This is a genomic window from Lysobacter sp. Root916 (assembly GCF_001429785.1).
Taxonomy (GTDB): domain Bacteria; phylum Pseudomonadota; class Gammaproteobacteria; order Xanthomonadales; family Xanthomonadaceae; genus Lysobacter.
In genome coordinates this window covers 343,600-364,791 of the sequence record NZ_LMJF01000011.1, presented here as the reverse complement: position 1 = coordinate 364,791, position 21,192 = coordinate 343,600, and the positions used below count along the sequence as shown (strand labels likewise).

Annotated in this window: 20 protein-coding genes; 7 read left to right on the top strand and 13 right to left on the bottom strand. The window is 70.0% G+C overall.

Annotated elements, in window-relative coordinates:
* Window positions 1–6: 6 nt before the first annotated feature.
* The 4 genes from ASE35_RS09305 (at window position 7) to ASE35_RS09295 (ending at window position 3,030) form a co-directional block, all read left to right on the top strand.
* On the top strand, window positions 7–843 hold the full coding sequence (locus ASE35_RS09305) for an AraC family transcriptional regulator (RefSeq protein WP_057163668.1): 837 nt from the start codon (window positions 7–9) through the stop codon (window positions 841–843).
* Between the two features lie 96 nt (window positions 844–939).
* Window positions 940–1,077 (top strand): hypothetical protein, encoded by a 138-nt coding sequence (locus tag ASE35_RS21730; protein ID WP_175488926.1) that lies wholly within the window; start codon window positions 940–942, stop codon window positions 1,075–1,077.
* Window positions 1,074–1,967, top strand: coding sequence for an alpha/beta hydrolase (locus tag ASE35_RS09300; RefSeq protein ID WP_057163667.1), 894 nt, complete (start codon window positions 1,074–1,076; stop codon window positions 1,965–1,967). Before ASE35_RS21730 ends, ASE35_RS09300 begins: the two co-directional genes overlap by 4 nt.
* Before the next feature lie 52 nt (window positions 1,968–2,019).
* A complete protein-coding gene (locus tag ASE35_RS09295) occupies window positions 2,020–3,030 on the top strand; it encodes a saccharopine dehydrogenase NADP-binding domain-containing protein (RefSeq protein WP_057163666.1) in 1,011 nt (336 codons plus the stop codon).
* A 41-nt stretch (window positions 3,031–3,071) separates the two neighbouring features.
* On the opposite strand, the gene ASE35_RS09290 is transcribed toward ASE35_RS09295, so the two are convergent.
* Together ASE35_RS09290 and ASE35_RS09285 are read right to left on the bottom strand one after the other, a co-directional pair.
* Entirely contained in the window at window positions 3,072–3,986 is a 915-nt protein-coding gene (locus ASE35_RS09290) for a hypothetical protein (RefSeq protein WP_057163665.1), read from the bottom strand.
* A 61-nt stretch (window positions 3,987–4,047) separates the two neighbouring features.
* A complete protein-coding gene (locus ASE35_RS09285; protein ID WP_057163664.1) occupies window positions 4,048–4,569 on the bottom strand; it encodes a hypothetical protein in 522 nt (173 codons plus the stop codon).
* Window positions 4,570–4,717: 148 nt separating this feature from the next.
* Here ASE35_RS09285 and ASE35_RS09280 point away from each other — a divergent pair, with 148 nt between their 5' ends.
* A complete protein-coding gene (locus ASE35_RS09280) occupies window positions 4,718–5,632 on the top strand; it encodes a sterol desaturase family protein (RefSeq protein ID WP_057163663.1) in 915 nt (304 codons plus the stop codon).
* 130 nt (window positions 5,633–5,762) lie between these two features.
* A complete protein-coding gene (locus tag ASE35_RS09275) occupies window positions 5,763–6,848 on the top strand; it encodes a serine hydrolase (RefSeq protein WP_057163662.1) in 1,086 nt (361 codons plus the stop codon).
* A 1-nt stretch (window position 6,849) separates the two neighbouring features.
* On the opposite strand, the gene ASE35_RS09270 is transcribed toward ASE35_RS09275, so the two are convergent.
* The 6 genes from ASE35_RS09270 to lexA form a co-directional block, all read right to left on the bottom strand.
* Window positions 6,850–8,397 (bottom strand): winged helix-turn-helix domain-containing protein, encoded by a 1,548-nt coding sequence (locus tag ASE35_RS09270; protein WP_057163661.1) that lies wholly within the window; start codon window positions 8,395–8,397, stop codon window positions 6,850–6,852.
* Between the two features lie 109 nt (window positions 8,398–8,506).
* On the bottom strand, window positions 8,507–9,103 hold the full coding sequence (locus ASE35_RS09265) for an alpha-ketoglutarate-dependent dioxygenase AlkB (RefSeq protein ID WP_056178456.1): 597 nt from the start codon (window positions 9,101–9,103) through the stop codon (window positions 8,507–8,509).
* Between the two features lie 8 nt (window positions 9,104–9,111).
* Window positions 9,112–12,354, bottom strand: a complete 3,243-nt coding sequence (locus ASE35_RS09260) for an error-prone DNA polymerase (protein ID WP_057163660.1) — start codon at window positions 12,352–12,354, stop codon at window positions 9,112–9,114.
* Window positions 12,351–13,769 carry a DNA polymerase Y family protein gene (locus tag ASE35_RS09255; protein WP_057163659.1) on the bottom strand — a complete coding sequence of 473 codons (1,419 nt, stop codon included), beginning with the start codon at window positions 13,767–13,769 and terminating at the stop codon, window positions 12,351–12,353. Before ASE35_RS09255 ends, ASE35_RS09260 begins: the two co-directional genes overlap by 4 nt.
* A 9-nt stretch (window positions 13,770–13,778) precedes the next feature.
* Window positions 13,779–14,405, bottom strand: a complete 627-nt coding sequence (gene imuA, locus ASE35_RS09250; protein WP_057163658.1) for a translesion DNA synthesis-associated protein ImuA — start codon at window positions 14,403–14,405, stop codon at window positions 13,779–13,781.
* A 1-nt stretch (window position 14,406) separates the two neighbouring features.
* Window positions 14,407–15,006, bottom strand: a complete 600-nt coding sequence (gene lexA, locus ASE35_RS09245; protein WP_056179902.1) for a transcriptional repressor LexA — start codon at window positions 15,004–15,006, stop codon at window positions 14,407–14,409.
* Window positions 15,007–15,418: 412 nt separating this feature from the next.
* On the opposite strand from lexA, the gene ASE35_RS09240 reads away from it, so the two are divergent.
* Window positions 15,419–15,706, top strand: a complete 288-nt coding sequence (locus ASE35_RS09240) for a hypothetical protein (protein ID WP_056178444.1) — start codon at window positions 15,419–15,421, stop codon at window positions 15,704–15,706.
* Window positions 15,707–15,731: 25 nt separating this feature from the next.
* Here ASE35_RS09240 and ASE35_RS09235 read toward each other — a convergent pair whose 3' ends face one another.
* The 5 genes from ASE35_RS09235 to ASE35_RS09215 form a co-directional block, all read right to left on the bottom strand.
* The gene (locus ASE35_RS09235; protein ID WP_057163712.1) at window positions 15,732–16,079 is read right to left on the bottom strand and encodes a gamma-glutamylcyclotransferase family protein; all 348 of its coding nucleotides are present in this window, start codon (window positions 16,077–16,079) and stop codon (window positions 15,732–15,734) included.
* Between the two features lie 162 nt (window positions 16,080–16,241).
* On the bottom strand, window positions 16,242–17,543 hold the full coding sequence (locus ASE35_RS09230) for a HAMP domain-containing sensor histidine kinase (protein ID WP_057163657.1): 1,302 nt from the start codon (window positions 17,541–17,543) through the stop codon (window positions 16,242–16,244).
* Entirely contained in the window at window positions 17,540–18,229 is a 690-nt protein-coding gene (locus ASE35_RS09225) for a response regulator transcription factor (protein WP_057163656.1), read from the bottom strand. The genes ASE35_RS09230 and ASE35_RS09225 overlap by 4 nt, the downstream gene beginning before the upstream one ends.
* A 1-nt stretch (window position 18,230) precedes the next feature.
* Window positions 18,231–19,373 carry a type 1 glutamine amidotransferase domain-containing protein gene (locus ASE35_RS09220; RefSeq protein WP_057163655.1) on the bottom strand — a complete coding sequence of 381 codons (1,143 nt, stop codon included), beginning with the start codon at window positions 19,371–19,373 and terminating at the stop codon, window positions 18,231–18,233.
* 140 nt (window positions 19,374–19,513) lie between these two features.
* Window positions 19,514–21,064 carry a serine hydrolase domain-containing protein gene (locus ASE35_RS09215; RefSeq protein WP_162259044.1) on the bottom strand — a complete coding sequence of 517 codons (1,551 nt, stop codon included), beginning with the start codon at window positions 21,062–21,064 and terminating at the stop codon, window positions 19,514–19,516.
* Window positions 21,065–21,192 lie beyond the last annotated feature (128 nt).

Here is a 21,192-nt window from a genome sequence, read left to right as displayed (position 1 = left end):
AACGCGATGTCGGATTTCGCAGTCGCCCGATTGTTCGACAGCGGCACCCTGGCGGTGCGCGATGTGCTGTGCGGCGGCCAGTGCCGCCACCGCAGCCAGGAAGAGTGCGCCTCCTCGACCCATCTGGTGTTTCCCTATCGCGGCCTGTACTTGCGCCACGTCGGCCAGGACCAGTCGGTGGCCGACGCCAACCACGCCCTGTTGTTCAACGCCGGCGAGGGCTACCAGGTCAGCCACCCCGTCGCCGGCGGCGACGCCAGCCTGGTGATCGCCCTGTCCGAACCGCTGCTGCGCGAACTGGCGCCGGCCGAACTGCTGCAAAAGCGCGACCAGCTCGGTTTCCGTCTGCAATCGCTGCGTATCGACGCACGCGCGCAGGCGCTGGTCGCCCTGCTCCGGCATAACCTGCAGCTGGGCCGCATCGAAACGCTGGAAGCCGAGAGCCTGGCCCTGACCCTGGTCTGCCGCAGCCTGGGGCCGCGTACCACCCATATCACCGCGGCGACGCATGCGCGGCGCCGTTTGGTGGATCGGGTCAAGGTGCTGCTGGCCGCCGACCTGACCCGGCGCTGGACGCTGGAAGAGATCGCGGCCGAGATCGGTGGGTCGGCGGTCTATCTGACTCAGGCCTTCCAGCAGGTCGAAGGCCTGCCGCTGTACCGCTATCACCTGCGCCTGCGCCTGGCGCGCGCGCTGGATCGGATCCCGCACAGCCAGGATATGTCGGCGCTGGCTCTGGACCTCGGTTTCTCCAGCCACAGCCACTTCACCGCCGCGTTCAAGCAGGCCTACGGCCGCACGCCCTCGGCGTTCCAGCGTTCGGCGCTGGCCAAGAGCGCCTGAGGGCGCGCCGCGCAAACAGCTAAAGAATCCGACAGCGACGCCGCCGCCGCGATGGTCTCCTGAGCGTGCCCGAACCGGGCCCTATCGGAGAACCCCATGAACGAGAACACCTGCGCCGCTTGCGACAGCGAGCTGGACGAACACGCGATCCAGGTCACGATCGGCGGCCGTGCCGTCGAAGTGTGCTGCGAAGAATGCGCGCACAAGCTGCGCGAAGCGGAGCTGCGGCCATGAGCGGCGGTCAGCGCTATTTCGCCGACCGCCGTACGGTCGACACCGCCTCGGGCCGGATCAGCTACGTCGAACAGGGCCAAGGCCCGGTGGCGCTGTTCGTGCACGGCGTGCTGCTCAACGGCTACCTGTGGCGGCATCAGCTCGCCGAGCTCGGCGATAGCCGGCGCTGCATCGCGCCGGACTTGCTCGGCCACGGCTACACCGAGGCCGGTACGGGACAGGACGCGTCGGTTACCGCCAACGCCCACATGCTGGCGCAGTTCCTCGATGCGCTGGGCATCGACCGCGTCGACCTGGTCGGCAACGACAGCGGCGGCGGCATCTGCCAGATCTTCGCCGCGCTCTACCCGCAGCGCATTCGCAGCCTGGCGCTGAGCAACTGCGATGCCCACGACAACTGGCCGCCGGAGGCGTTCAAGCCTTTCGTGGCGATGGTCGCCGCGGGCGGGCTGGGCGACACGCTGCAGGCCATGCTGGCCGACAAATCGGTGTTCCGCAGCGCGCTGGCGCCGGCGTACGAGCGCCCGGAACAGGTCAGCGACGCCACCATCGATACCTATCTGCGGCCGCTGTTGGAACCGGCGCGCCTGGGCGAGCTGGAACGCTTCGTCAACGCCTTCGACTGCCGCCACACCCTGGCGATCGAGGACGGCCTGCGCCGCTTGCAGGCGCCGACCCTGATCGCGTGGGGCACCGACGACGTCTATTTCCCGCTGCAGTGGTCGTTCTGGTTGCAGCAGACCATCCCCGGCACGGTGCGGCGGGTGGAGTTCGAGGGCGCGCGCATCTTCTTCCCCGAGGAGCGCTGGCAGGACTTCAACCGCGAACTGCGCGCGCATTGGCAGGCGCATTCGGTCGAGCCGGTGCGCGCGCAGGCCGCCACGGCATGAATCGCCACGGCGCGCATCCGCTCTCTCACGCCAGGTCACGGAGTTTCAACTGATGCACACCATCGCTGTCTACGGTGCTTACGGCCACACCGGCCGCTTCGTGATCGCCGAACTGCTCCGGCGCGGCCTGGTGCCGCGCCTGGGCGGACGCGACGCCGCCAAGTTGGCGGCGCTCGCCCAGGCCCATCCGGACCTGCAATGCCGTCAGGCGTCCATCGAGGCGCCGGCCGAGCTGGATAGACTGTTGGAAGGCGCCGCCGCGGTGATCAACTGCGCCGGCCCCTTTCTGGACACCGCCGCGCCGGTGCTGGAGGCGGCACTGCGTGCGCGAGTGCCGTATCTGGACCTGTGCGCCGAGCAAGGCGCCGTGCTCGACTTGGTCGAACACCACGACGAGCGCGCCCGCGTCGCCGGCATCGTCGCGATACCGGCGATGGCCTTCTTCGGCGGTCTGGCCGATCTGCTGGCCACCGCCGCGCTGGGCGATTGGCCCGAGGCGGACGCGATCGAAATAGCGGTCGCGCTGGATAGCTGGCACCCGACCGCGGGCACGCGCATCACCGGCCAGCGCAATCAGCGCGCGCGGCTGGTGATCGCCGATGGCGGACTGTCGCCGCTGGCGCAGCCGCCGGCGACGCGCGACTGGACCTTCCCGGCGCCTTTCGGCGTCCAGTCCACCGTCGCGTTGCCGTTCTCGGAGATCGCCACCCTGTCGCGCCATGTGCGCAGTACGCGGGTGGATTCGTACATGAACCTGACCGCGATCCAGGACGTGCGCGATCCGCACACGCCGCCGCCGACGGCCGCGGATGCGAGCGGACATTCGGCGCAGCGCTATGCGGTCGATGTGCGCGTGCATCGCCAAGGCCGCAGCCATCGCGCGTTCGCGCAAGGGCGCGACATCTATGCGGTCAGCGCGCCGCTGATCGTCGAGGCCTTGGTACGGATCCTCGACGGTCGCGCGCACGCGGTGGGTGTGGTCGCACCGGGTCAGACCTTCGACGCGGCGGCGTTCCTGAGCGCGTTGCCGGCGCTGCAATGGACGCTGGAGGTCGAGGCCTGAGCGCTAGGGCCGGCGGACCCGCAGGCTCCGCCGTCCCACACTCAGTAGAACGCGATGCCCGGACGCAGGATCAGATGGAAGATCAGCGTCAAGGCGATCAAGGCCAGCAACGGCACCGCGATCGAACGCACCGGCGCGGTTTCGCCGGCGCGCGCGGGAATCGCGAACCAGGCCGCGGCCTGCATCCACCACAGGCCGATCACGTACTCGGCCACCGGCACGATCGCAACCTGGTCCAGGCTGCCCGGCACCCGCATCGCGATGATCAAGGGCAAGGCCAGCAAGCCCGGCAGGGTCGCGACGCGAAACACGAAGCCCGCGCGCCGGCCCGGCGTGGCGACCTCATCGGCTTGCGCGGCCAGGCTGAGCAGCGGGCGCAGCAGGCGCACCGCGATCCACACGATCAAGGCCATCGCCAGTAAGGCGGCGACGGTCTTGGTCGCCGCGCTCCACTGCAGGTACTCCATCGCCATGCCGACGTCGTTGCCGGGAAAGATCGCGCCGACCACGAACTGCGGCAGGGCCTGATAGCAGCCGTGGAAGACCATCCACAGCGCGAACATCCGCCACAGCGCCGAACGCGGCGGGCAGCGCTTGAGCCAGTAGGCGCAGAGCGCGGCCAGGATCAGGGTCGCCAGCGCGCCCGTGCCCTGGAACAGCTTGGCCAGCGTGTTGTCGCCGTCCCAGTTGTGATTGTTGTGGAACAGGGTCGGCCGCAAGCCCGGCGTGAACGCCTTGGGCAGGACCAGGAACAGTTCCTGCACGAAGAAGATCAGGCTGAAGCTCAAGGCGTACAGCAGCATCGAGGCCAGGATCAGCTTCCAGTCCCAGGCCGGCGACGGCGAGGCCGCGCGCGCTTGTCCGCGACTGCGCAAGACGCCCCACAGACCCAGCAACACGGGGCCGCCCAGGGCGAAGGACGGAGCGAAGACGGACAAGAAACCGGTAGAGGTCATTGCGAGCGAGCGTGGCGGGGATCAGGCGCGAGTGTAGGGCCTTCGCGGCCGCGCGAACGGCTCAGCGCCGAAATTCGTAGAGCACGTCTTCGCGCAGACCTTCCAGCAGCTCCTCGCTCAACATCGGCAAGGGCAGGCTTTCGCGCGCGGACAGCACGATGTCGGCGTCGAGGGCGCCGCTGTAGTGATGCATCAGCAGTCCCATCTGCGTGTTCTTGGTCTGGGTCAGCATGTCGCGGATGAAGGCCAGCCACGGCTCCGTGGATTCGACGACGCGCTGCGCGCGCTTGTCCTGCTGCTGGGCGAGCGCGCGCTCGATCTTGGCCCCGCTCCAACCTTTGCGGCGCAGGCGCTGGATCGCCTCGTCCATATCCTTGGCGCGCTCGCGCAGGCGCCGGCCGATCGGCACGTCGCAGTCGCAATGCCCGGGCGTGGTCAGGTAATGACGCAGGCCGGGACCGATCTGGCGGTCGATGCTGGGGTTGGATATCGGCAGCAGACGGCGCCCATGCCGTTGCGCGATCGCCGCCAAGGCGGCGTGGTCGGCGTCGGTGGGCAGGGTGGCGGTGATGAAGCGGCACATGCCCGCAGTTTAGGCGAAGCCGAACCTGGCGTTCGGCGACCATCCCAGCCATCGCCGCGGGTGGGATCAGGGCCTTCCGGCACAAGACCGCGCGGGCCGCGGGGCCTATAAACAGCGCAGACGTCACCGATGCCGACAGGAGTCCCGCATGCCGCCGTCCAGCTCCGCTCCCCAACCGCGCCTGGCCGCCTGGGTCGAACGCGGCGCGCAGCCGGCGATCCTGGCCGGCGCCTTGCTGCTGTGGTGGAGCCTGCTGCCCAGCGAGGCGGCGAGCCTGATCGTGCTGATCGCAGCGCTGTTGGCGGCCAGCGCCTTGGAGGCCTGGATGCCGGCGATGCCCGAGTGGCGACAAAGCCTGGGCACGCGCCTGCGCCTGATCGGGGTGTACGCGCTCGCGTTGGCGCTGTCGGTGCTGCTGTTGGGCGCCTACGAGGCGGTACTGGGGCCGGCGCTGAGCGGAGTCCGCGCCGGCATCGGCGCCGCACTGTGGCCCGAGACCTGGCCCCTGCCGCTGCAGGCGGCGCTGCTGTTCTTCGCCTCCGACCTGATCTATTACTGGATTCACCGCGCCATCCACCGCTGGCCGCTGCTGTGGCGCCTGAGCGGGCACGGCTTCCACCACGGCTTCCACAACCTGCACGCGCTCAATGTCGGCACCAACCATCCCTTCGAGGTGGTGTTCCTGATCCTGCCGCTGGTGCTGCTGGCCGCCGCCACCGGCGCACCGGAACGGGCGGTGGAGGCCGCGGGCATCGTGCTGATGGTCAACGCGGTGCTGGCGCACGCCAACCTGCGCATGCACACGCCGGGCCTGTCCTGGCTGATCACCAGCGCCGACCATCACCGCCGCCACCACTCGCTGGTGTTCGAGCAGAGCAACAGCAACTACGCCTGCAACGCGATCGTCTGGGACCGCCTGTTCGGTACCTACAGCCAGGGCCCGGTCGCGCAGACCGGGATCGGTCCCAACGAGCCGGGCCTGTGGCGCATGTACCTGCTGCCGTTCCGCGAACCGGTCGATGCCGACACGGTGTCGTCGCGCCGACACGCGCCGCCCGACTGAGGTCGACGGGCGCCGCGCAAGCGTCGCAAAGCCCGTCGCAGCGCGGTTTCATAATTCTTCACTCGCCGATCAGGCACTTCAGACGGTTTCCCGCTGTGATCGCGGCTCCTTCCGCCGATGAGAGCCGATCATGTCCCTGCACCGCCTGCTGCTGTTGCTCGCCCTGGCCAGTCCCGCCGCGTACGCCGCCGACGACGGCTGGCCCGACGCGCGCCCCAGCGAGAGCGCGTTCGACCCGGTGCCGCTGAAGGCGCTGGACGCCCGCCTGAGCGACGGCCGCCTCAAGCAGCTGACCAGCGTGATGGCGGTCCAGCGCGGCCAGCCCGTGTATGAGCGCTACTTCAACGGCGCCGACGCCCAGACCCTGCACGACGTGCGCTCGGCGACCAAGAGCGTGACCGCGCTGCTGGCCGGCGCGGCCATCGATCGCGGCCTGCTGCCCGGCGTGCAGGACCGCGTCTACGACCGCTTCCCGGAGTTCACCGCCGCCCATCGCGTCGACCCGCGCCTGCGCGCGACCACCCTGGCCGATCTGCTGACCATGAGCTCGCTGTGGGAATGCGACGACGAGAACCCGTTCTCCAGCGGCAACGAGGAGCGCATGTACGTGACCGAGCGCTGGCTGGACTTCGCCCTGGCGCTGCCGGTGAAGGGCTACGCGCCGTGGATGCGCAAGCCGGCCGACAGCCCGCACGGGCGCGCCTTCGCCTACTGCACCGCCGGTTCCTTCGTGGCCGGCGCGGTGATCGAACGCGCGACCGGCCAGCCGCTGTCCGAGTTCGCCGCGCAGGCCCTGGAGCGGCCGCTGGGCATCGAACGCAGCCAATGGAACCGCTCGCCCGAGGGCATCGGCATGGGCGGCGGCGGTACCCGCTACCGCACCCGCGACCTGGCCAAGTTCGGTCAGCTGGTAGTCGACCAAGGGCGCTGGCAGGGCAAGCAGGTGATCTCGGCCGGCTACATCGCCGCCATGACCAGCGTGCAAGCCCAGGCCAACGACGAATCCGAGTACGGCTACCAGTGGTGGCGCATGCACTTCCAGGTCGGCGGCCGCGACGTCGCCGCCTGGGCCATGTCCGGCAACGGCGGCAACTATGTGTTCGTGGTGCCGGAGCGGCAGTTGGTGGTAACCATCACCAGCAGCGCCTACAACCAGCGCGACGGCCACACCCAATCGCGCGAGATCTTCCGCGAGCTGTTGGCCGCGTTGCGCTGACTCAGGGGAGGTCGGCCGGCTTCCAGTCGGCCGACGCCACCCGCGCGCGCTGGGCCGCGAGGTCGGCATCGATGCGCGCCAGCACGCGTGCGTAGCCGGGATCGCCGTGCAAGGCGCGGAACAAGGGCGAGGCCTGCAGGTAGGCGCGGTCGCGATAGCCCGCGCCGACCGCCTCGTCCAGCGCGGCCACGGCCGCGGCCGGCTGCCGCCGCCCCAGTTCCAGCAAGGCCAGCTCCAGGTACAGGCTGGGCCAGGGCGCCGGTTGCGCCGACTTCGGACGCAGCTCGGCGATGCGCTGCGCGATCCATTGCGGGCTCGGCGCGGGTTCGGCGTAGAGCCCGTCGACGGTGATCCCCAGCGATCCCTGCGGGCGCAGGCGCCGCGCCTGCGCGAACGCGAGGCGCGCGGCCGCGCGATCGCTGCGTTGCAGGGCCAGCTCGCCTTGCAGCAGATACAGCTCAGGATGCGGCGTGCCGCGCGTCAGCGCTTCGTTCAAGGCGCTGGCCGCTTCATCGTAGCGGCCGGCGCCGAACAGGCTGCGCGGCCAGGCGATATTGGAGAACACATTGTCGGGGAACAGGCGGAAATTGGCCTGGTGGCGGCGGCGCGCGGCTTCGGCGAAACCCAGCAGCTCCAGTTCGCGCGCGACCTGGACGTCGCGGAAACGCACCCGCGCCGGATCGCCGCGCAGTTGCATGTTGCCGCGCAGGGCGTCGGCGATCTTGCCCTGCTCCTGATACAGATAGGCCAGCGAGGCGCGGGTGTGGTCGTCGTCCGGGTCCAGGCGCAACGCGCGCTCGTAGCCGGCCACGGCCTGGCCGATATCGCCCAGGCAATCGTGCGCATAGCCCAAGGCGCTCCAGGCCGCCGCGCTGCCGGCATCGCGGCGCAGCAACTGCCGGGCCAGGCGCAGCCCGCGCTCGGCATCGTCGCGGCTGCCGTTGTAGAGGCAGGTGCGCGCGCTGGACAGACGGCTCAGCCCCAGCAACGCCGTGGCATCGTCCGGATCGGCGGCCAAGGCTTGTTGGTACAGCGCGATCGCGCGTTCGTTGTTGTCGGCCTGGCCGATGCCGGCGTAGTAGGCCGCTCGCGCCAGCAACGGCGAGCGCGGCCGCTCGTGGTTCGCCCGCCACCACAGCGCCGCGCCCACACCGATCAATGCCAATGCCGCGAGCCCGGCCCACAGCCAGCGCCGCGTTCGCCGCGTCGGCGCCTGCGGCGCGGTCTCGGCCTCCGCCAGCGGCCGCGGCGGCGCGCACAGCTGATAGCCCTGCCCGCGCACCGAACGGATGTAGCGCGGCGCCCGGCTGTCGTCGCCCAGGGCCTGGCGCAGCAACTTGATGCGCTGGGTGATGGTTTCCTCGCTGACCACCGCCGGCGCCCAGACCTCGCTGGCCAGTTGATCGAAACCCAGCACGCGGTCGCCGTGCGAGAGCAGGCAGGCGAACAGGCGGAAGCTGAGCCCGGACACGTCCAAGGCCACGCCCTCGCGCTCCACGCGTTGGCGTTGCAGATCGATGCTCAGGTCCAGCAGTTGCAGTCGGGACACGGCGATACGAGGCAGCGGAGGGAACGCGCACCAGGGCGCGGCGTCCGCGATGCTACACGGCGCGCGACCGCGTAGTCGCGTCGACCGTGCTTTCGCCCGCGCCGGCGCGCTAGCCCGGCGGCCGCACGCGGAACACCACGCTGATGCGCGGCCCCTGCGCGCGCCGGGTCTTGGGGATGCCGTGCTCGTGGCTGAGCTGGGAGGCGTGGCTCATGCTGAGCAGGCTGCCCGGGGCCAGGTCCACGGCGATGGTCTCGCGCGCGCCGCGCTGGGCGCGGATCAGCATGCGCCGCGGCGCGCCCAGCGAGACCAGGGTGATGGGATGGCCGCGCAACAGGGTGTGCAGCTTGTCGTGGTGCATGGCCACGCTGTCGTGGCCGTCGCGGTACAGGTTCATGCCGATGCGGTTGTACGGCGCCGGCACGCGGGCGCGCACCTGCTGCAACATTCGCGCCAGCGGCAATGCGTCGGGCAGCTCGTCGGTGGCGTAGTGGGCGAGCAGGCGCGGCACGTCGACGATGCGGTCGTACATGGGGCGCTGCAGATGCGTCCAGGCCGCGCGCGCATGCAGCGCCTCGAACCAGACCCGCGCGGTCGCGGCATCGACGAAGCCGGGCCAATAGCGCACCCCGCCTTCGGCGTCGTCCACCAGGGTCTGGCAGTCGGGCGCGAACAGGTCGTCGGCGTAGTCGCACAGGGCTTTCATGGCCGACCTCAATGGAAATCGCGCGAGCTGGTCTGCAGCTCGCCGAGCAGATGGCTCAGGTCCTGCAGCTCGCGCGCGATCAGATGGCGCACGCCGTCGACCTGCTCCCAGCGCCCGCGCACCGCCAGCAGACGCGCGCCCAGCAGGGCCTTGCGCGACCGCAGCGCCACGTCCTGCCACACCACCACGTTGACCGAGCCGTGCTCGTCCTCGAGGGTGACGAAGATGGTGCCGCCGGCCGTGGCCGGGCGCTGGCGCTGGGTGACGATGCCGGCCGCATGTACGCCGCGCCCGTGCCGCTGCGCGCTCAGCTGCTGCGAGTCCATCACCCGCAGCTGTTGCAGGCGCTGGCGCAGCAAGGCCAGCGGATGCGCGCGCAGGCTCAGGCCGACCGCGCGGTAATCGGAGGCCACGTCCTCGCCCTGGGTCGGCGCAGGCAGTTCGATGAGGTCCTCGTCCGGGCTGTCGGGCAGCAGCGGACGTTGACGCTCGATCCCCGCCACCGCCCAGCGCGCGGCATGGCGATGCCCGGCCAGGCTCTGCAAGGCGCCGGCCTCGGCCAGGGCGTGGCGCGCTTTCTCGTCGAGGCCGGCGCGCAGGCACAGGTCGCGCACATCCGCGAACGGCGCCTGCGCGCGCGCGGCGACCAGCGCGCGCGCCATCGTCTCCGACAGCCCGCTCACCTGACGCAGGCCCAGGCGCAGTGCCGCCTGCCCGTCGTCGTTCTCGCCGATGCGCAGGCCGCCGCCCTCCAGCGTGTTGTCCCAATCGCTGCGGCTCACGTCGACCGGGCGCACTTCCACGCCGACGCGGCCGCCGCGCCCACGGCGCGCGTCCTGCACGATTTCGCTGGGCGAGTAGAAGCCCATCGGCTGCGCGTTGAGCAAAGCGCAGACGAAGGCCGCCGGCTCGTGTCGCTTCATCCAGCAGCTGATGTAGACCAGCTTGGCGAACGAGGCCGCATGGCTCTGCGGGAAACCGTAGGAACCGAAGCCCTTGATCTGCTCGAAGATCTGCTCGATGAAGGCGGAGGAATAACCCTTGCCCTCCATCAGCTCGCGGATGCGCTCGCGATGCGGTTCCATGTCGCCGCCGCGGCCCCAGGCCGCCATCGAACGGCGCAGACCATCGGCCTCTTCAGGGGTATAGCCGGCGTGGATCACCAGCTCCATCACCTGCTCCTGGAACAGCGGAATGCCCAGGGTCGGGCCAAGGATGTCCTCGATCCCGGCCGAGGGATACTCCACTTTCTCCTTGCCCTGCCGCCGCCGCAGATAGGGATGCACCATGCCGCCCTGGATCGGACCGGGCCGCACGATCGCGACCTCCACCACCAGGTCGTAGAAGTTTTTGGGCTTCAGGCGCGGCAGCATGCTCATCTGCGCGCGCGATTCGATCTGGAACACGCCGACCGTGTCGGCGGCCTGGATCAGTTCGTAAGTCGGACCGTCGCCGGCCGGCAGACGCGCGATGTCCAGGCGATAGCCGCGATGGCGTTCGATCAGGTCCACGGCCTTGCGGATGCAGGTCAGCATGCCCAGCGCCAGGCAGTCGACCTTGAGCAGCTTCATGGTCTCCAGGTCGTCCTTGTCCCACTGGATGATGGTGCGCTCGTCCATGGCCGCGTTCTCCACCGGCACCACCGTGCTCAGGGCCGCATCGCTGATGACGAAGCCGCCGACGTGCTGCGAGAGATGACGGGGATGCCCGCGCAGTTGCGCGGTCACCGCCAGCACGCGCCGGATCAGCGGATTGTCCGGATCGAAACCGGCCTCGCCCAGGCGCTGCTCCATCGGCGTCTCGCCGTTGCCCCAGCCGTAGCATTCGGCGAGCAGCGCGATCTGGTCCGGCGGCAAGCCGAAGGCCTTGGCCACGTCGCGCACCGCGCTCTTGCCGCGGTAGCGGATCACGGTGGCGGCCAGCGCCGCGCGCTCGCGGCCGTACTTGGCGTACACGTACTGCAGCACTTCCTCGCGCCGCTCGTGCTCGAAGTCGACGTCGATGTCGGGCGGCTCGCCGCGCTCCTCGGACAGGAAACGCGCCATCAGCAAACGGCTCTCGGCCGGATTCACCGCGGTGATGCCCAGCGCGTAGCACACCGCCGAATTGGCCGATGACCCGCGCCCCTGGCACAGGATGTTGAGCGAGCGCGCGTAGCGCACGATGTCCTCCACGGTCAGGAAGAAGGCCTCGTACTTGAGCTTGGCTATCAGTTCCAGCTCGCCGTCGATCTGCGCGACGACGGCCTCCGGCGTGCCGTCCGGCCAGCGCTGGCGCATGCCGGCCTCGGTCAGAGCGCGCAGCCAGGTGGTGGGCGTATACCCGTCCGGCACCAGTTCGGCCGGATAGTCGTAGCGCACCTGATCCATGCGGAAGCGGCAGCGACGCGCGAGCCCGACGGCAGCGGCCAGCAACTGCGGCGGATAAATGTTGCCCAGCGCGCGGCGCGTGCGCAGGTGGCGCTCGCCGTTGCGGAACAGCTGCGCGCCGCAATCGGCCAGCGGCGTGTTGTGGCGGATCGCGGTCATGGTGTCCTGCAGCACGCGCTGGCGACGCAGGTCCATGTGCACGTCGCCGCTGGCCAGCGCCACCAGCCGCAGCTGCGCCGCCAGCGCCAGCAAGATCTGCAGGCGCGCGACATCGTCCTCCTCGCGGCGCAGTTCCACCGCCAGAAACGCGCGCTCGCCGAGCAGGGCGCGCAGCCAGCCTCCCTGCTCGGCGTCCGGCGCCGACGCCGGCAGCCACAGCGCGAACACGCCCGCCTCGGTATCGCCCAGCACTTGCTGCAGGTCCTGCCGGGTCAGGCGGTAGGCGCCTTTGGGCGCGGCGCGCCGCGCGATGGTGATCAGCCGGCACAGTTGGGTGTAGCCGTCCTGGGTTTCCACCAGCAGCACCAGCTTCAGCCCGCACTCCAGCGTGAACTCGCTGCCCACCACCAGATCCAGGCTGGTCGCGCGCGAGGCCTCGTAGGCGCGCACGATCCCGGCCAGCGAGCATTCGTCGGTGATCGCCAACGCCTGGTAGCCGCAGTGCAGCGCTCGCGCGAACAGGTCCTCGGCGCTGGACGCGCCGCGCAGGAAGGAGAAGTCCGACAGGCAATGCAGCTCGGCGTAGGCGGGCAGATCGTCGGCGCTGTCGGTGTCGTCGTTGGCGGCCTGCAGGCGCAGCCGCTGCGCGACTTCCCAGGCGCGCGGCGGACGCCCGCCCGGTGTGTCGCGGTCGACGCCGTTCACGGCATCGTCCCAGCTCATGCGAACCACCCGTGCAGCATCCAACCCTCGCGCTCGCCCGGCGCCGCATAGGCCCAGGCGCGTTGGCCCTGGCCGGTCTCCAGCACGTAGTAATCGCGCCGCGCGTCGGCGCCGTCCCACCAGCCGCTTTCCAGGCGTTCGGGACCGGACAGGATGCGCGGCTGCGGATCGCGCAGCGGCACGGGCTGCGGCAGCAGCCACAGCGGGCGAGGCGGACGCGCGGGCGCCGCGCCGATGCGGGTCTCGTCGCCGTCCACGCGTCGCCAGGCCCGCTCCGGGCGCGGATCGCCGGCCGGCGTCACCCGATACACCGCCTCGTCGCCCAGGCGCGCGCGCATGCGTTCGCGCAGTTGCGGCCAGGGCTGGCTCTGTTGCGCGCGCAGATCGAACAGATCGCGCGAGGCCGGCACGAACGGCGGCAGTTCGCGCGCGAGCAAACGCAGCGCCACCACCGGCTGCGCGATCTGGACCCGCTCCAGACGATTGCGGGTGAGCTCGAACAGCATCGCCGGCTCGCGCTCCGACGCCAGCAGGCCGACCTCGACGTCGGTGTGCGCGCCTTCGTGCTCCAGGCGCAGCACGAAGCGCTGCACGCCGCCGTCGCGGATCGACAGATAGGTGCACAGATCGCCGAGCAGACGACGCAGCGGAAACAGCAGCGCCATGTGGCTTTCCACTTCGTAGCCCAACTCCACCCGCGCATCGAAATGGTCCGGCGGCGCGTAGTAGCTCAACGGGTCGTCGGCCTGCCCGTACAAGCGATCCAGATGCTCCAGCAGCGGCAGACCGAAGCGACGGCGCAGGCTGTCGCGCGGCAGCGCGCGCAAGGCGCGCAGGTCACGCACGCCCATGCGCTGCAGGCGCTCGCCGTCGCCCTCGGGCAGGCGCGCGCGCCGCACCGGCACGCGGTCCAGGTAGTCCGTCATCGCGCCGGGATGCGGCAGGGCCAGACCGTCGCTGAGACCGGCCAGCACGTGCGCCGCGCGCGCGGTCGGCGCCAGGGCGATGCGATGGCTGAAGCCCAACGCGGCAAGTTCTTCGCGCAGCCGCGCCTCGATGCGCGGCCACGGCCCCAGCAAGCGGAAACTGGCGCGCACCTCCAGCACGATGCAGCCCGGCCATTGCGCGCTGACCAGCGAACTGTGGCGGTAGGCCCAGGCGGCCAGGAAACGCTGCCAGCGCGCCTCGGCCTGCGGCTCGTATTCCACCATCGCGAAATCCGGCAGCAAGGCATGCGCGGCGGTCAGGCGCATGCCCGCGCGCAGGCCGGCCTCGGCGGCGCGAGTGTTGACCGCATGCAGGCTGCGCAGCTGCGCCGGCCCGGTCACCAGGGCCAGCGGCGGGTCGGGATCAGGCAGACGCCGGAGGACGGCGTCCAGCGCCAGCTGCGGCAGCAGTATGCAGGCCCACAACATGCGTGCGTCTCACGCCGTGCCCGGTGCGTAGGTCTGCGCGGGCGCGGGACCGCCGCGGCATTTGCGCACCTGCCAGGCCCCCTGGCCGCGGGCGTCGCGCGCGTATTCCACGCGCAGCGCGGCCGGCGAGGGATTGGCCGCGTGCTTGCGATCGCGCAATGCGAAACCCAGGCAGTCGCCGCTGTCGGCGGCCACCTGCAAACGCCGCAACGCCTGCGTATCGGCCTGCAGCGGCCAGCCGATCACCGCCGCGCAGGCGCCGCTGCGCAGGCATTGCTCGAACGCCCACAAGGCATCGCGCGGACCGGCATCGACGATCTGCAGCGCGGCCAGGTCCACACCGGCGGCCTGCCACGCCGGCGCATACGGCAGATACGGCGGCGCGATCAGCGCCACCGTGCCGCCGGCCCGGGTCGTGCGCACCAGGGTCGGCATCAACAACGACAACTCGCCCACCCCGTCGGCGGGCAACAGCAACTCGGTCAGCGCGCGTCGCGGCCAGCCGCGCTGCGGCAACAGCGCGTCCAGCGCCGCATGCCCGGTAGGCTCGCCCTCGGCGGCGATGCCGGCGCTGCGCCCGGCGTGCCACAGCGTCTGCGCGGCCAGCAGGGTTTCGATGGCGACCACGCCGCCCATCTCAGCCCAGCCGCACCAGGCCGCAGTAGACGCCTTCGATGGCGAAATCCTGATCCGCTTCCACCACGATCGGCGCGTGCGCGGGATTGCGCGGCAGCAGGCGGATCTGCCGGCGCGTGCGTTGCAGGCGCTTGATGGTCAGTTCGCCGTCGATGCGCGCGACCACGGTCTGGCCGTCGCGGGCGTCGGCGGTGCGGTGCACGCCGACCAGGTCGCCGTCGAGGATGCCGTCGTCGATCATCGAATCGCCCTGCACCTTCAACAGGTAATCCGGCGCCGGCGAGAACAGGCGACGGTCCAGCCACAGTTGTTGGTCCAGGCCGATGTCGGCCCCGATCGGCGCGCCCGCCGCGACCCGGCCCAGCACCGCCAGCGGCAGCACGTCGGCGCCGCCGCCGGGCAGGCGCAAGCCGCGCTTGCGGCCTGGGACCAGGGCCAGCAGGCCGTCGGCGACCAGGGCCTGTACGTGCTTCTGGGCGGCATTGCGCGAGGCGAAACCGAAGGCGGCGGCGATCTCGGCCAGGCTGGGCGCGCGCCCGGCCGCCAGCTCCCGGCGCAGGAAGGCCAGCACGGCGGCGCGTTGCGGCGGCAGGGAGTCGATCGGGTCCATAGGTGTACATTTGTACACCCATTGGTCGCCCGAGGCGAGACCCCGGCTGCGCGCCGTTCGTGATCCGCGCCCAGGCCACCTCGATGGTCTGGAACGGCAGCGAAGACGAGGCCTATCGCTCGCTGTCCGATGCCATAGGCGACGCCCACCTGCAGCTGGTCCACTCCCTCAACAAAGACGGCAGGCGAACAAAGCGGGCTGATCGCCCGACGGTTCGTTCGATCTCGACCGGGGCGGCGCCCCGCCCTGACCCGCCCACGCGGCGATCGTGCCGCAGGCGGGCGCTAACCCGAAGCGCGAGGCCGGCCGCCTGTATCCTTGGCGGCACGCAGTTGGATGCGCAGTCCAGCTGCAGGAAGCCTGCGCGACGCAGGCATCGCGCCGCACACGCCGCCGGGGACACATGCTTCGAATTCTTCTGCTGCTCGCCGTCTGCCTGCTGGCCGGCTGCGGCGTCACCCCGGGCATCGTCGAGCGCGACGTGCTCACCCTCTATCCGGGCTGCACGCTGGACAAGCTCAACGAGACCCGCAAGCTGGGCCGCGACGACAAGCTGGTGCTGGCCAAGTTCACCTACACCTGCAAAGACGAAACGCACCTGCGTTACGGCAACCTGGTCTACACCAAGACCATGGACACCGGCGTCACCATCTATTGCTGCGCGCGCGAAGCGACGCCGGAAGAGCTCTAACCGGCGCGGCCGAGCTCGACGACGCTCAATCGTGCTGCGCGGCCGTATCGCTCAAGCTGTAGACGTAGGCCTGCACGCGGCTGCCGTCGGCCAGCGTCGCCGTGGTCGGGACGCGCCGGTAGCCCTCGCCTTCGAACTCGTCCAGACGCGCCCAGTGCTCGGCCAAATGATCCGAGCTGAACACCAGACCGGACACCTCGGCGCCGTCCTCGTCCAGCACGAGGCCCGGAAAACCCGCCGCCGCGCCCCAGCCTTCCTGCAGCAAGGTGCCGACCACGCTCGCGGGCTCCCATCGCCCCGGAATGTCGGCCATAACGTGCGCATTGACGCGGCCCGGGGCCAGCGTTCCGTATACGAACAGTCGCTCGGTCATCGCCATCTCATGGGTTCGGAAACATCTGATTCATTGTAAATGGTCGTCGCCCTGATTCGATCCGGAGTGGCGCGAAGGAAGCGGCATGAGCCTGGAGGCGACCATCCCGACCATGGCGGCGATCCACGCGCGCGGTTCGGACATCCTCGCAAGCGCCGGCCCTCAAGGCGTCGACGCTTCCGAATGCGACATATCGCCGCGCGTCAAAGGCAGGCGCGCGATCAACTCGTTATCCACGGATTCGAAACGCAGACGCAGCCCGAACCGTCCGCACAGGCGATGCACGATGGTCAGCCCCAGGCCGAAGCCGTCGCTGCCGTCGCCCTTGCGAAACAACGCGACGCCTTCCTCGCTCACGGGAAACGCGTCCTCGCGCGCGGGGTTGCGGATGAGCAGAGCGTCGCCTTCGACACCTATGCGTATCGTGCCGGCATCGGTATGGGCGAAGGCGTTGCCGACCAGGTTGGTCAGGACGATGCGCAGCACGGCCGCCGGCGCACGCACCCGCGCGCTGTCCGGCACGTCGAAGCGCAGCTGCACCGGCTTGCCGTCGAGGCGGCAGGATTGCTCCAGCACGATCTGTTCCAGCAGCGGCAGCAGGCGCAACTCGACCGCCGGGGCATCGGCGTGCTCCTCGCGCGCCAGGGTCAACAAGGTATCGACGGTTTGCTCCAGATGCATCGTGGATTCGCGGATCAGGCGCGCATGGCCGCGCGCCGCCGGGCCCAACTCGGGCTGCAGGTCCAGTTGCTCGCCGGCTGCCCGAATAACGGCCAGCGGCGTGCGCAATTCGTGGCTGGCGTCGCGGGTGAAACCGCGTTCGCGCTCGATGAACTGGCGCAGGCGCGCGGTCATGTCCTCCAGGCCTTGAGCGACCGCGCCCACTTCGTCGTCGCCGTCCGCGGACGACCAGCTCGACGGCAGACGGGCCGGGTCCAGATGGTCGACCTCGTCGGCCAGACGCGATAGGCGCCGGGTGATGCGCAGCGACACCAGGTAACCCGCGACCAGGGCCAGCGCGACGGCGATCAGCGAGGTCCACGCGAGCAGCCACAGGATGGAATCGCGCATCGGCTTCACCACCAGGCCGCGACTGACGTCGTACAGCAACCAGGCGACCTCCCTGTCCGCGCGTAAGGCTCGGACGTGATAATGGCGGCCGTCGCGCCCCGAGGCCTCCAGGCGTTGCGGTTCGCGACGCATCAGCTGCGCTACCTCCGGAGGTAGCGTGGCGAGGCTGCGATGAAGCTGGATGCGTGGGTCTCGGGTGGGGCCCCAATAACCGGTTTCGGCTCGGCGCGCCTTCTGATACGCGGCCTCGTCCGCGACCTGCGCGTTCAGAAACGCGTCCTCGACTTCATAGGTGAAAACCACGGCATACAGCGAGAACACGGCCGCCACGGCCAGCGTGACGCCGGCCAGCACCAGCAGAATGCGCCGCTGCAGGCGGCGGTTCGGATTCACAGGTCCGTCTCCAGACGGTAGCCGACGCCATGCACGTTGCGCAGCATCGGCGACACGCCCGGCGGGTCGAGCTCGCGCCGCAGCAGATACAGATGCGTGCGCAGCGGATCGGACGGCGGCGACTCGTCGCCCCACAGCTGGCGCACCAGCTCCGAACGCGTGAGCGAACGCGGATAGGCCTCGGCCAGGGCGCGCAATAGGTGCAAGCCGCTCTGGTTGAGCGCCAACATCCTGTCTCCGCGCCGGACGGCGCCGCTACGTCGATCGATCACCAGGCTGCCGATCCTCAGATCGTTCGCTTCACCGACGCGGTGGCGACGCGACAGGGCGACGCAGCGTGCGAGCAACTCGGCGCCCGAGAAGGGCTTGACCAGATAGTCGTCGGCGCCGGCATCGAAGCCCTGCAGTTTGTCGGCGACCGCATCGCGCGCCGTCAACATCAGCACCGGCACGTGGCGGTCCGCGCGCGCGCGCAACTCCCGGCACACGCGCAGGCCGTCCAAACCGGGCAGGCCCAAATCCAGCACCAGGACGTCGGGCGGCTGGTCCAGCGCGAGTTGCAAGCCGCGACGACCATCGGCGGCGAAGTCGGCGCGATGGCCGTGGGACTCGAACAAGGTCGCCAGCGTCGCCTGCAGTGCGAGGCTGTCCTCCACCACCAACACCCTGAGACCGGAACGCGTCATCTCACTCGTCCAATCGCCGCATCAAGGCCTGAGCTTCGGGCAACTGCGGGTGGGTCGCAAGCACGCGGTCCAGCAGGCTGCGCGCCTGGTCGCGCCGCCCCAGGCGCCGGTGCGCTTCAGCGCGGCTGAGGCTCAACTCCGGGGCGGTCATGTACGGCGCGGCCAAGTCCATCGCGACCAGCGCCGCGCGCACCGCTGCGTCGTCCTGGGCAAGCTGCAGTTGGTAGTGGCCGATGATGCCGATCAGTTCGGGGTGGAAGCGCGCGGGCGCGTCGGCGAGTTCGGTGACCGCGGTGGCGCTGCCGGCGAGGGCGCGTTGAAGCAGCGCAAGGCTGGCCTCGTCCCGGTCCGGTACGCGCGGCTGCGGCGTCATGCCCAGGCCACGGACCAGCGCCTCGGCGACGGCATGCGTGGAGTACGGGTTCTGGCCGGTGATCAAACGCTCGTCGACCGCCAGCATGGGCATCATCAGCGGCGCCTCCACCCAGCGCGCGCCGCGCGCGCGCAGGCCGTCCTCGAGTACGAACGGAAACGCCTGGGACCACTTCTTGCCGAACACGCTTTCCTCTTCGGCGCTGAAGCCGGTGACCCGCCTGCCCTCGATCAGCCGGCGGCCGTCGGCCAGGCGCACTTCGGCCAGGGCGGCGCTGCCATGGCAGACGGCGGCGACCAGACCGCCGCGGTCGTAGACGCGCCCCAACAAGGCCGCCAGCCCCGGATGCTCGGCCAGGTCCAACATCGCGCCCTTTCCGCCCACCACGTAGACCGCGTCGTAGGCCGCCGGATCCAGTTCGTCGATACGCGCCGTGGCTTCCAATTGCGCCATGACGCCCGCATGCGCGAGCAGGCGCGCGTTGGCGGCATCGCGCGCGTTGTAGGCGTCGGCTTCGACCTTGCCGCCAGCCGGGCTCGCCAATTTCACCTGCAGGCCGTTGTCCACGAAGATGCCCCAAGCCTGCGCCAACTCGTCCATCTCGAAGCCCGGCCGGGTCTTGCCGCCGTCGCGGCCCGCCGAACTGAGCACGATCAGCACCGAGGGCGATGCCTTCGAGGTATCCGGTGCCGCCGGCGTCAGCGCGAGCGCGCTGCTGGGCGAGGCCGCCGCGAGGAGTAAGCAAATCCAGAGGGTGCGTCGTAGCGACATGAGGCGATCCCGCAGTGAACTAGGTAGCCCTCATTGTTCAGGCGCAGTATCAAAAATTCGGCAAACGCTCGTGCCCGGGCGGCCGAGGCGTCGCCCGACGCGTATCGCCCTCTGGCTGTCCGCCGCGCTCCGACTGGCGCCTAACGCACGCGAACGAAGCGATCGTCGTCCCAACGCAAGGAATCGACGTCATCGGCGTAGCGGAAAACCTCGGGTGCGTCGAGCGCGGACTTGCTGGCGCCGAACAAGCCGGGGCTCGCCGGCGTCAAATTCAGACGCATCTCACCCAGCCGGACCTCCAAGCCGTGCGCGCCCTGCACCACCTCCAAGCTGCCCAGACGCTCGCTGCGGAACACCCCCAGATATCGGCGCGTCTCGGCTTGCGACGGCATCCATGCCCAGTCGCCCCAGATGCCGTCGGCGCGGGCTTTTTGCACACTCTCACGCCGTGCCGAGACGACACGCGCCAGGCGCGAGGGATAGTCCGCCACCGCCTTGCGCAGGCGCTCGCTTTCGCCGCCCTTGTCGGTGGATAAGCCGATAAAGGCCTTCATCAGCTCCAGTGCCAGCCCCTCGATCGCGCTATCGCTGTTCACCACCAAGGAAAAACCGGCGTCCCTCGCCGGCAGCAGGACGGTGGCCGACACCACACCGGTGTAGCTACCGGGGTGCATCAACACGCGCTCATCCTTGTAGACGCACGAGTACCAGCCGAGACTGTATCCGTCGCACACGAACTCGCCATCCGACAGCTTCGCCTGCGCTATCGGGCGCTGGGCGCGCTCGAAGCCACGGGCCGACGGGGTTCCGGTCGGAGAATGCCGGCGCAGGTTGGCCCGCATCCAGGTCGCCATGTCGTCCGTGGAGGCGAGCAAGCCGCCTGCCGCGTGCATCAACTCGTCCGGTTTGGGTGGATACGCGATCCACGCGCTGCCGTCCCAGCGATGGTTCCACACCATCCGATGCGTGGGCACTTGCGATGAGCGGCTATGGACCTGTTCCAGCCGCAGCGGCCGCAGCACTTCCTGCCGCAACCAGTCTTTCCAATCCCGGCCGGTCCGCGTTTCCAGCGCGGCGCCGTAAATCAGGTCGCCGATGTTGGCGTAGCGGAACCCCTCTTCGCGCGCTTCGGTGTAGCGCGCGAGCATGGCCGGGTAGTCGCTCGCGGGCACGGCGCGCACGTAGGCGGTCAGGAAGTTCAAGGTATCCGTCTTCAATCGTTCCTGATGCGACAGCAGATCCGCCATCGTGATCTTGGCCGGATCCGCGGGCGCCGGCAGCACCAGTCGTGGCCAGATCTCCGCCAAACTGGTATCCAGCGGCAGCACGCCGGTCTCGTCGAGGTGGGCGGCCAACAAGGCGATGAACGATTTGGTTTGCGAAGCGATATAGAACCGCGATCCGCGATCGACCGTTCCAGGATGCCCCGCGCGCGCGACGCCCTGGACGAATCGCAGAGGAGTGGCGTCGCCGTGCACGATCAGCGCCGACACCGCGGGAAAAGAGCCCGGCGTCTTTTGGATATCCGCCAGCGCCGCGCGGATTTCATGAGCCGCCGCCCGCACGCCGGATGCGCCGTCGTCGGGTTCGCTCGCGGCCGCCACGGAGGTCGTGGCCATGGCCCACACGACACCGAAGCAAGCCCGACGCAACGCGGCTGCCCTTCCAATCCTGAACAGTCCGATATGCATGCCGCTCTCCATAGGCGTAGGGACCGACCTCCGCACAAGGCACCTCGGCTGTCGCGAACCCTGGATACGCCGGCCGCGAGATCGGTTGCAGGGCCCGAGCTTTCGCTTCAGTCGGAAAACGAACGCTG

Excerpts from the sequence above, each read along its gene's own strand:
- ASE35_RS09305 (WP_057163668.1), top strand. The coding sequence starts at position 7 with ATGTCGGATTTCGCAGTCGCCCGATTGTTCGACAGCGGCACCCTGGCG.
- ASE35_RS21730 (WP_175488926.1), top strand. The coding sequence starts at position 940 with ATGAACGAGAACACCTGCGCCGCTTGCGACAGCGAGCTGGACGAACAC.
- ASE35_RS09300 (WP_057163667.1), top strand. The coding sequence starts at position 1,074 with ATGAGCGGCGGTCAGCGCTATTTCGCCGACCGCCGTACGGTCGACACC.
- ASE35_RS09295 (WP_057163666.1), top strand. The coding sequence starts at position 2,020 with ATGCACACCATCGCTGTCTACGGTGCTTACGGCCACACCGGCCGCTTC.
- ASE35_RS09290 (WP_057163665.1), bottom strand. The coding sequence starts at position 3,986 with ATGACCTCTACCGGTTTCTTGTCCGTCTTCGCTCCGTCCTTCGCCCTG.
- ASE35_RS09285 (WP_057163664.1), bottom strand. The coding sequence starts at position 4,569 with ATGTGCCGCTTCATCACCGCCACCCTGCCCACCGACGCCGACCACGCC.
- ASE35_RS09280 (WP_057163663.1), top strand. The coding sequence starts at position 4,718 with ATGCCGCCGTCCAGCTCCGCTCCCCAACCGCGCCTGGCCGCCTGGGTC.
- ASE35_RS09275 (WP_057163662.1), top strand. The coding sequence starts at position 5,763 with ATGTCCCTGCACCGCCTGCTGCTGTTGCTCGCCCTGGCCAGTCCCGCC.
- ASE35_RS09265 (WP_056178456.1), bottom strand. The coding sequence starts at position 9,103 with ATGAAAGCCCTGTGCGACTACGCCGACGACCTGTTCGCGCCCGACTGC.
- ASE35_RS09260 (WP_057163660.1), bottom strand. The coding sequence starts at position 12,354 with ATGAGCTGGGACGATGCCGTGAACGGCGTCGACCGCGACACACCGGGC.
- ASE35_RS09255 (WP_057163659.1), bottom strand. The coding sequence starts at position 13,769 with ATGTTGTGGGCCTGCATACTGCTGCCGCAGCTGGCGCTGGACGCCGTC.
- imuA (WP_057163658.1), bottom strand. The coding sequence starts at position 14,405 with ATGGGCGGCGTGGTCGCCATCGAAACCCTGCTGGCCGCGCAGACGCTG.
- ASE35_RS09240 (WP_056178444.1), top strand. The coding sequence starts at position 15,419 with ATGCTTCGAATTCTTCTGCTGCTCGCCGTCTGCCTGCTGGCCGGCTGC.
- ASE35_RS09235 (WP_057163712.1), bottom strand. The coding sequence starts at position 16,079 with ATGACCGAGCGACTGTTCGTATACGGAACGCTGGCCCCGGGCCGCGTC.
- ASE35_RS09225 (WP_057163656.1), bottom strand. The coding sequence starts at position 18,229 with ATGACGCGTTCCGGTCTCAGGGTGTTGGTGGTGGAGGACAGCCTCGCA.
- ASE35_RS09220 (WP_057163655.1), bottom strand. The coding sequence starts at position 19,373 with ATGTCGCTACGACGCACCCTCTGGATTTGCTTACTCCTCGCGGCGGCC.
- ASE35_RS09215 (WP_162259044.1), bottom strand. The coding sequence starts at position 21,064 with ATGCATATCGGACTGTTCAGGATTGGAAGGGCAGCCGCGTTGCGTCGG.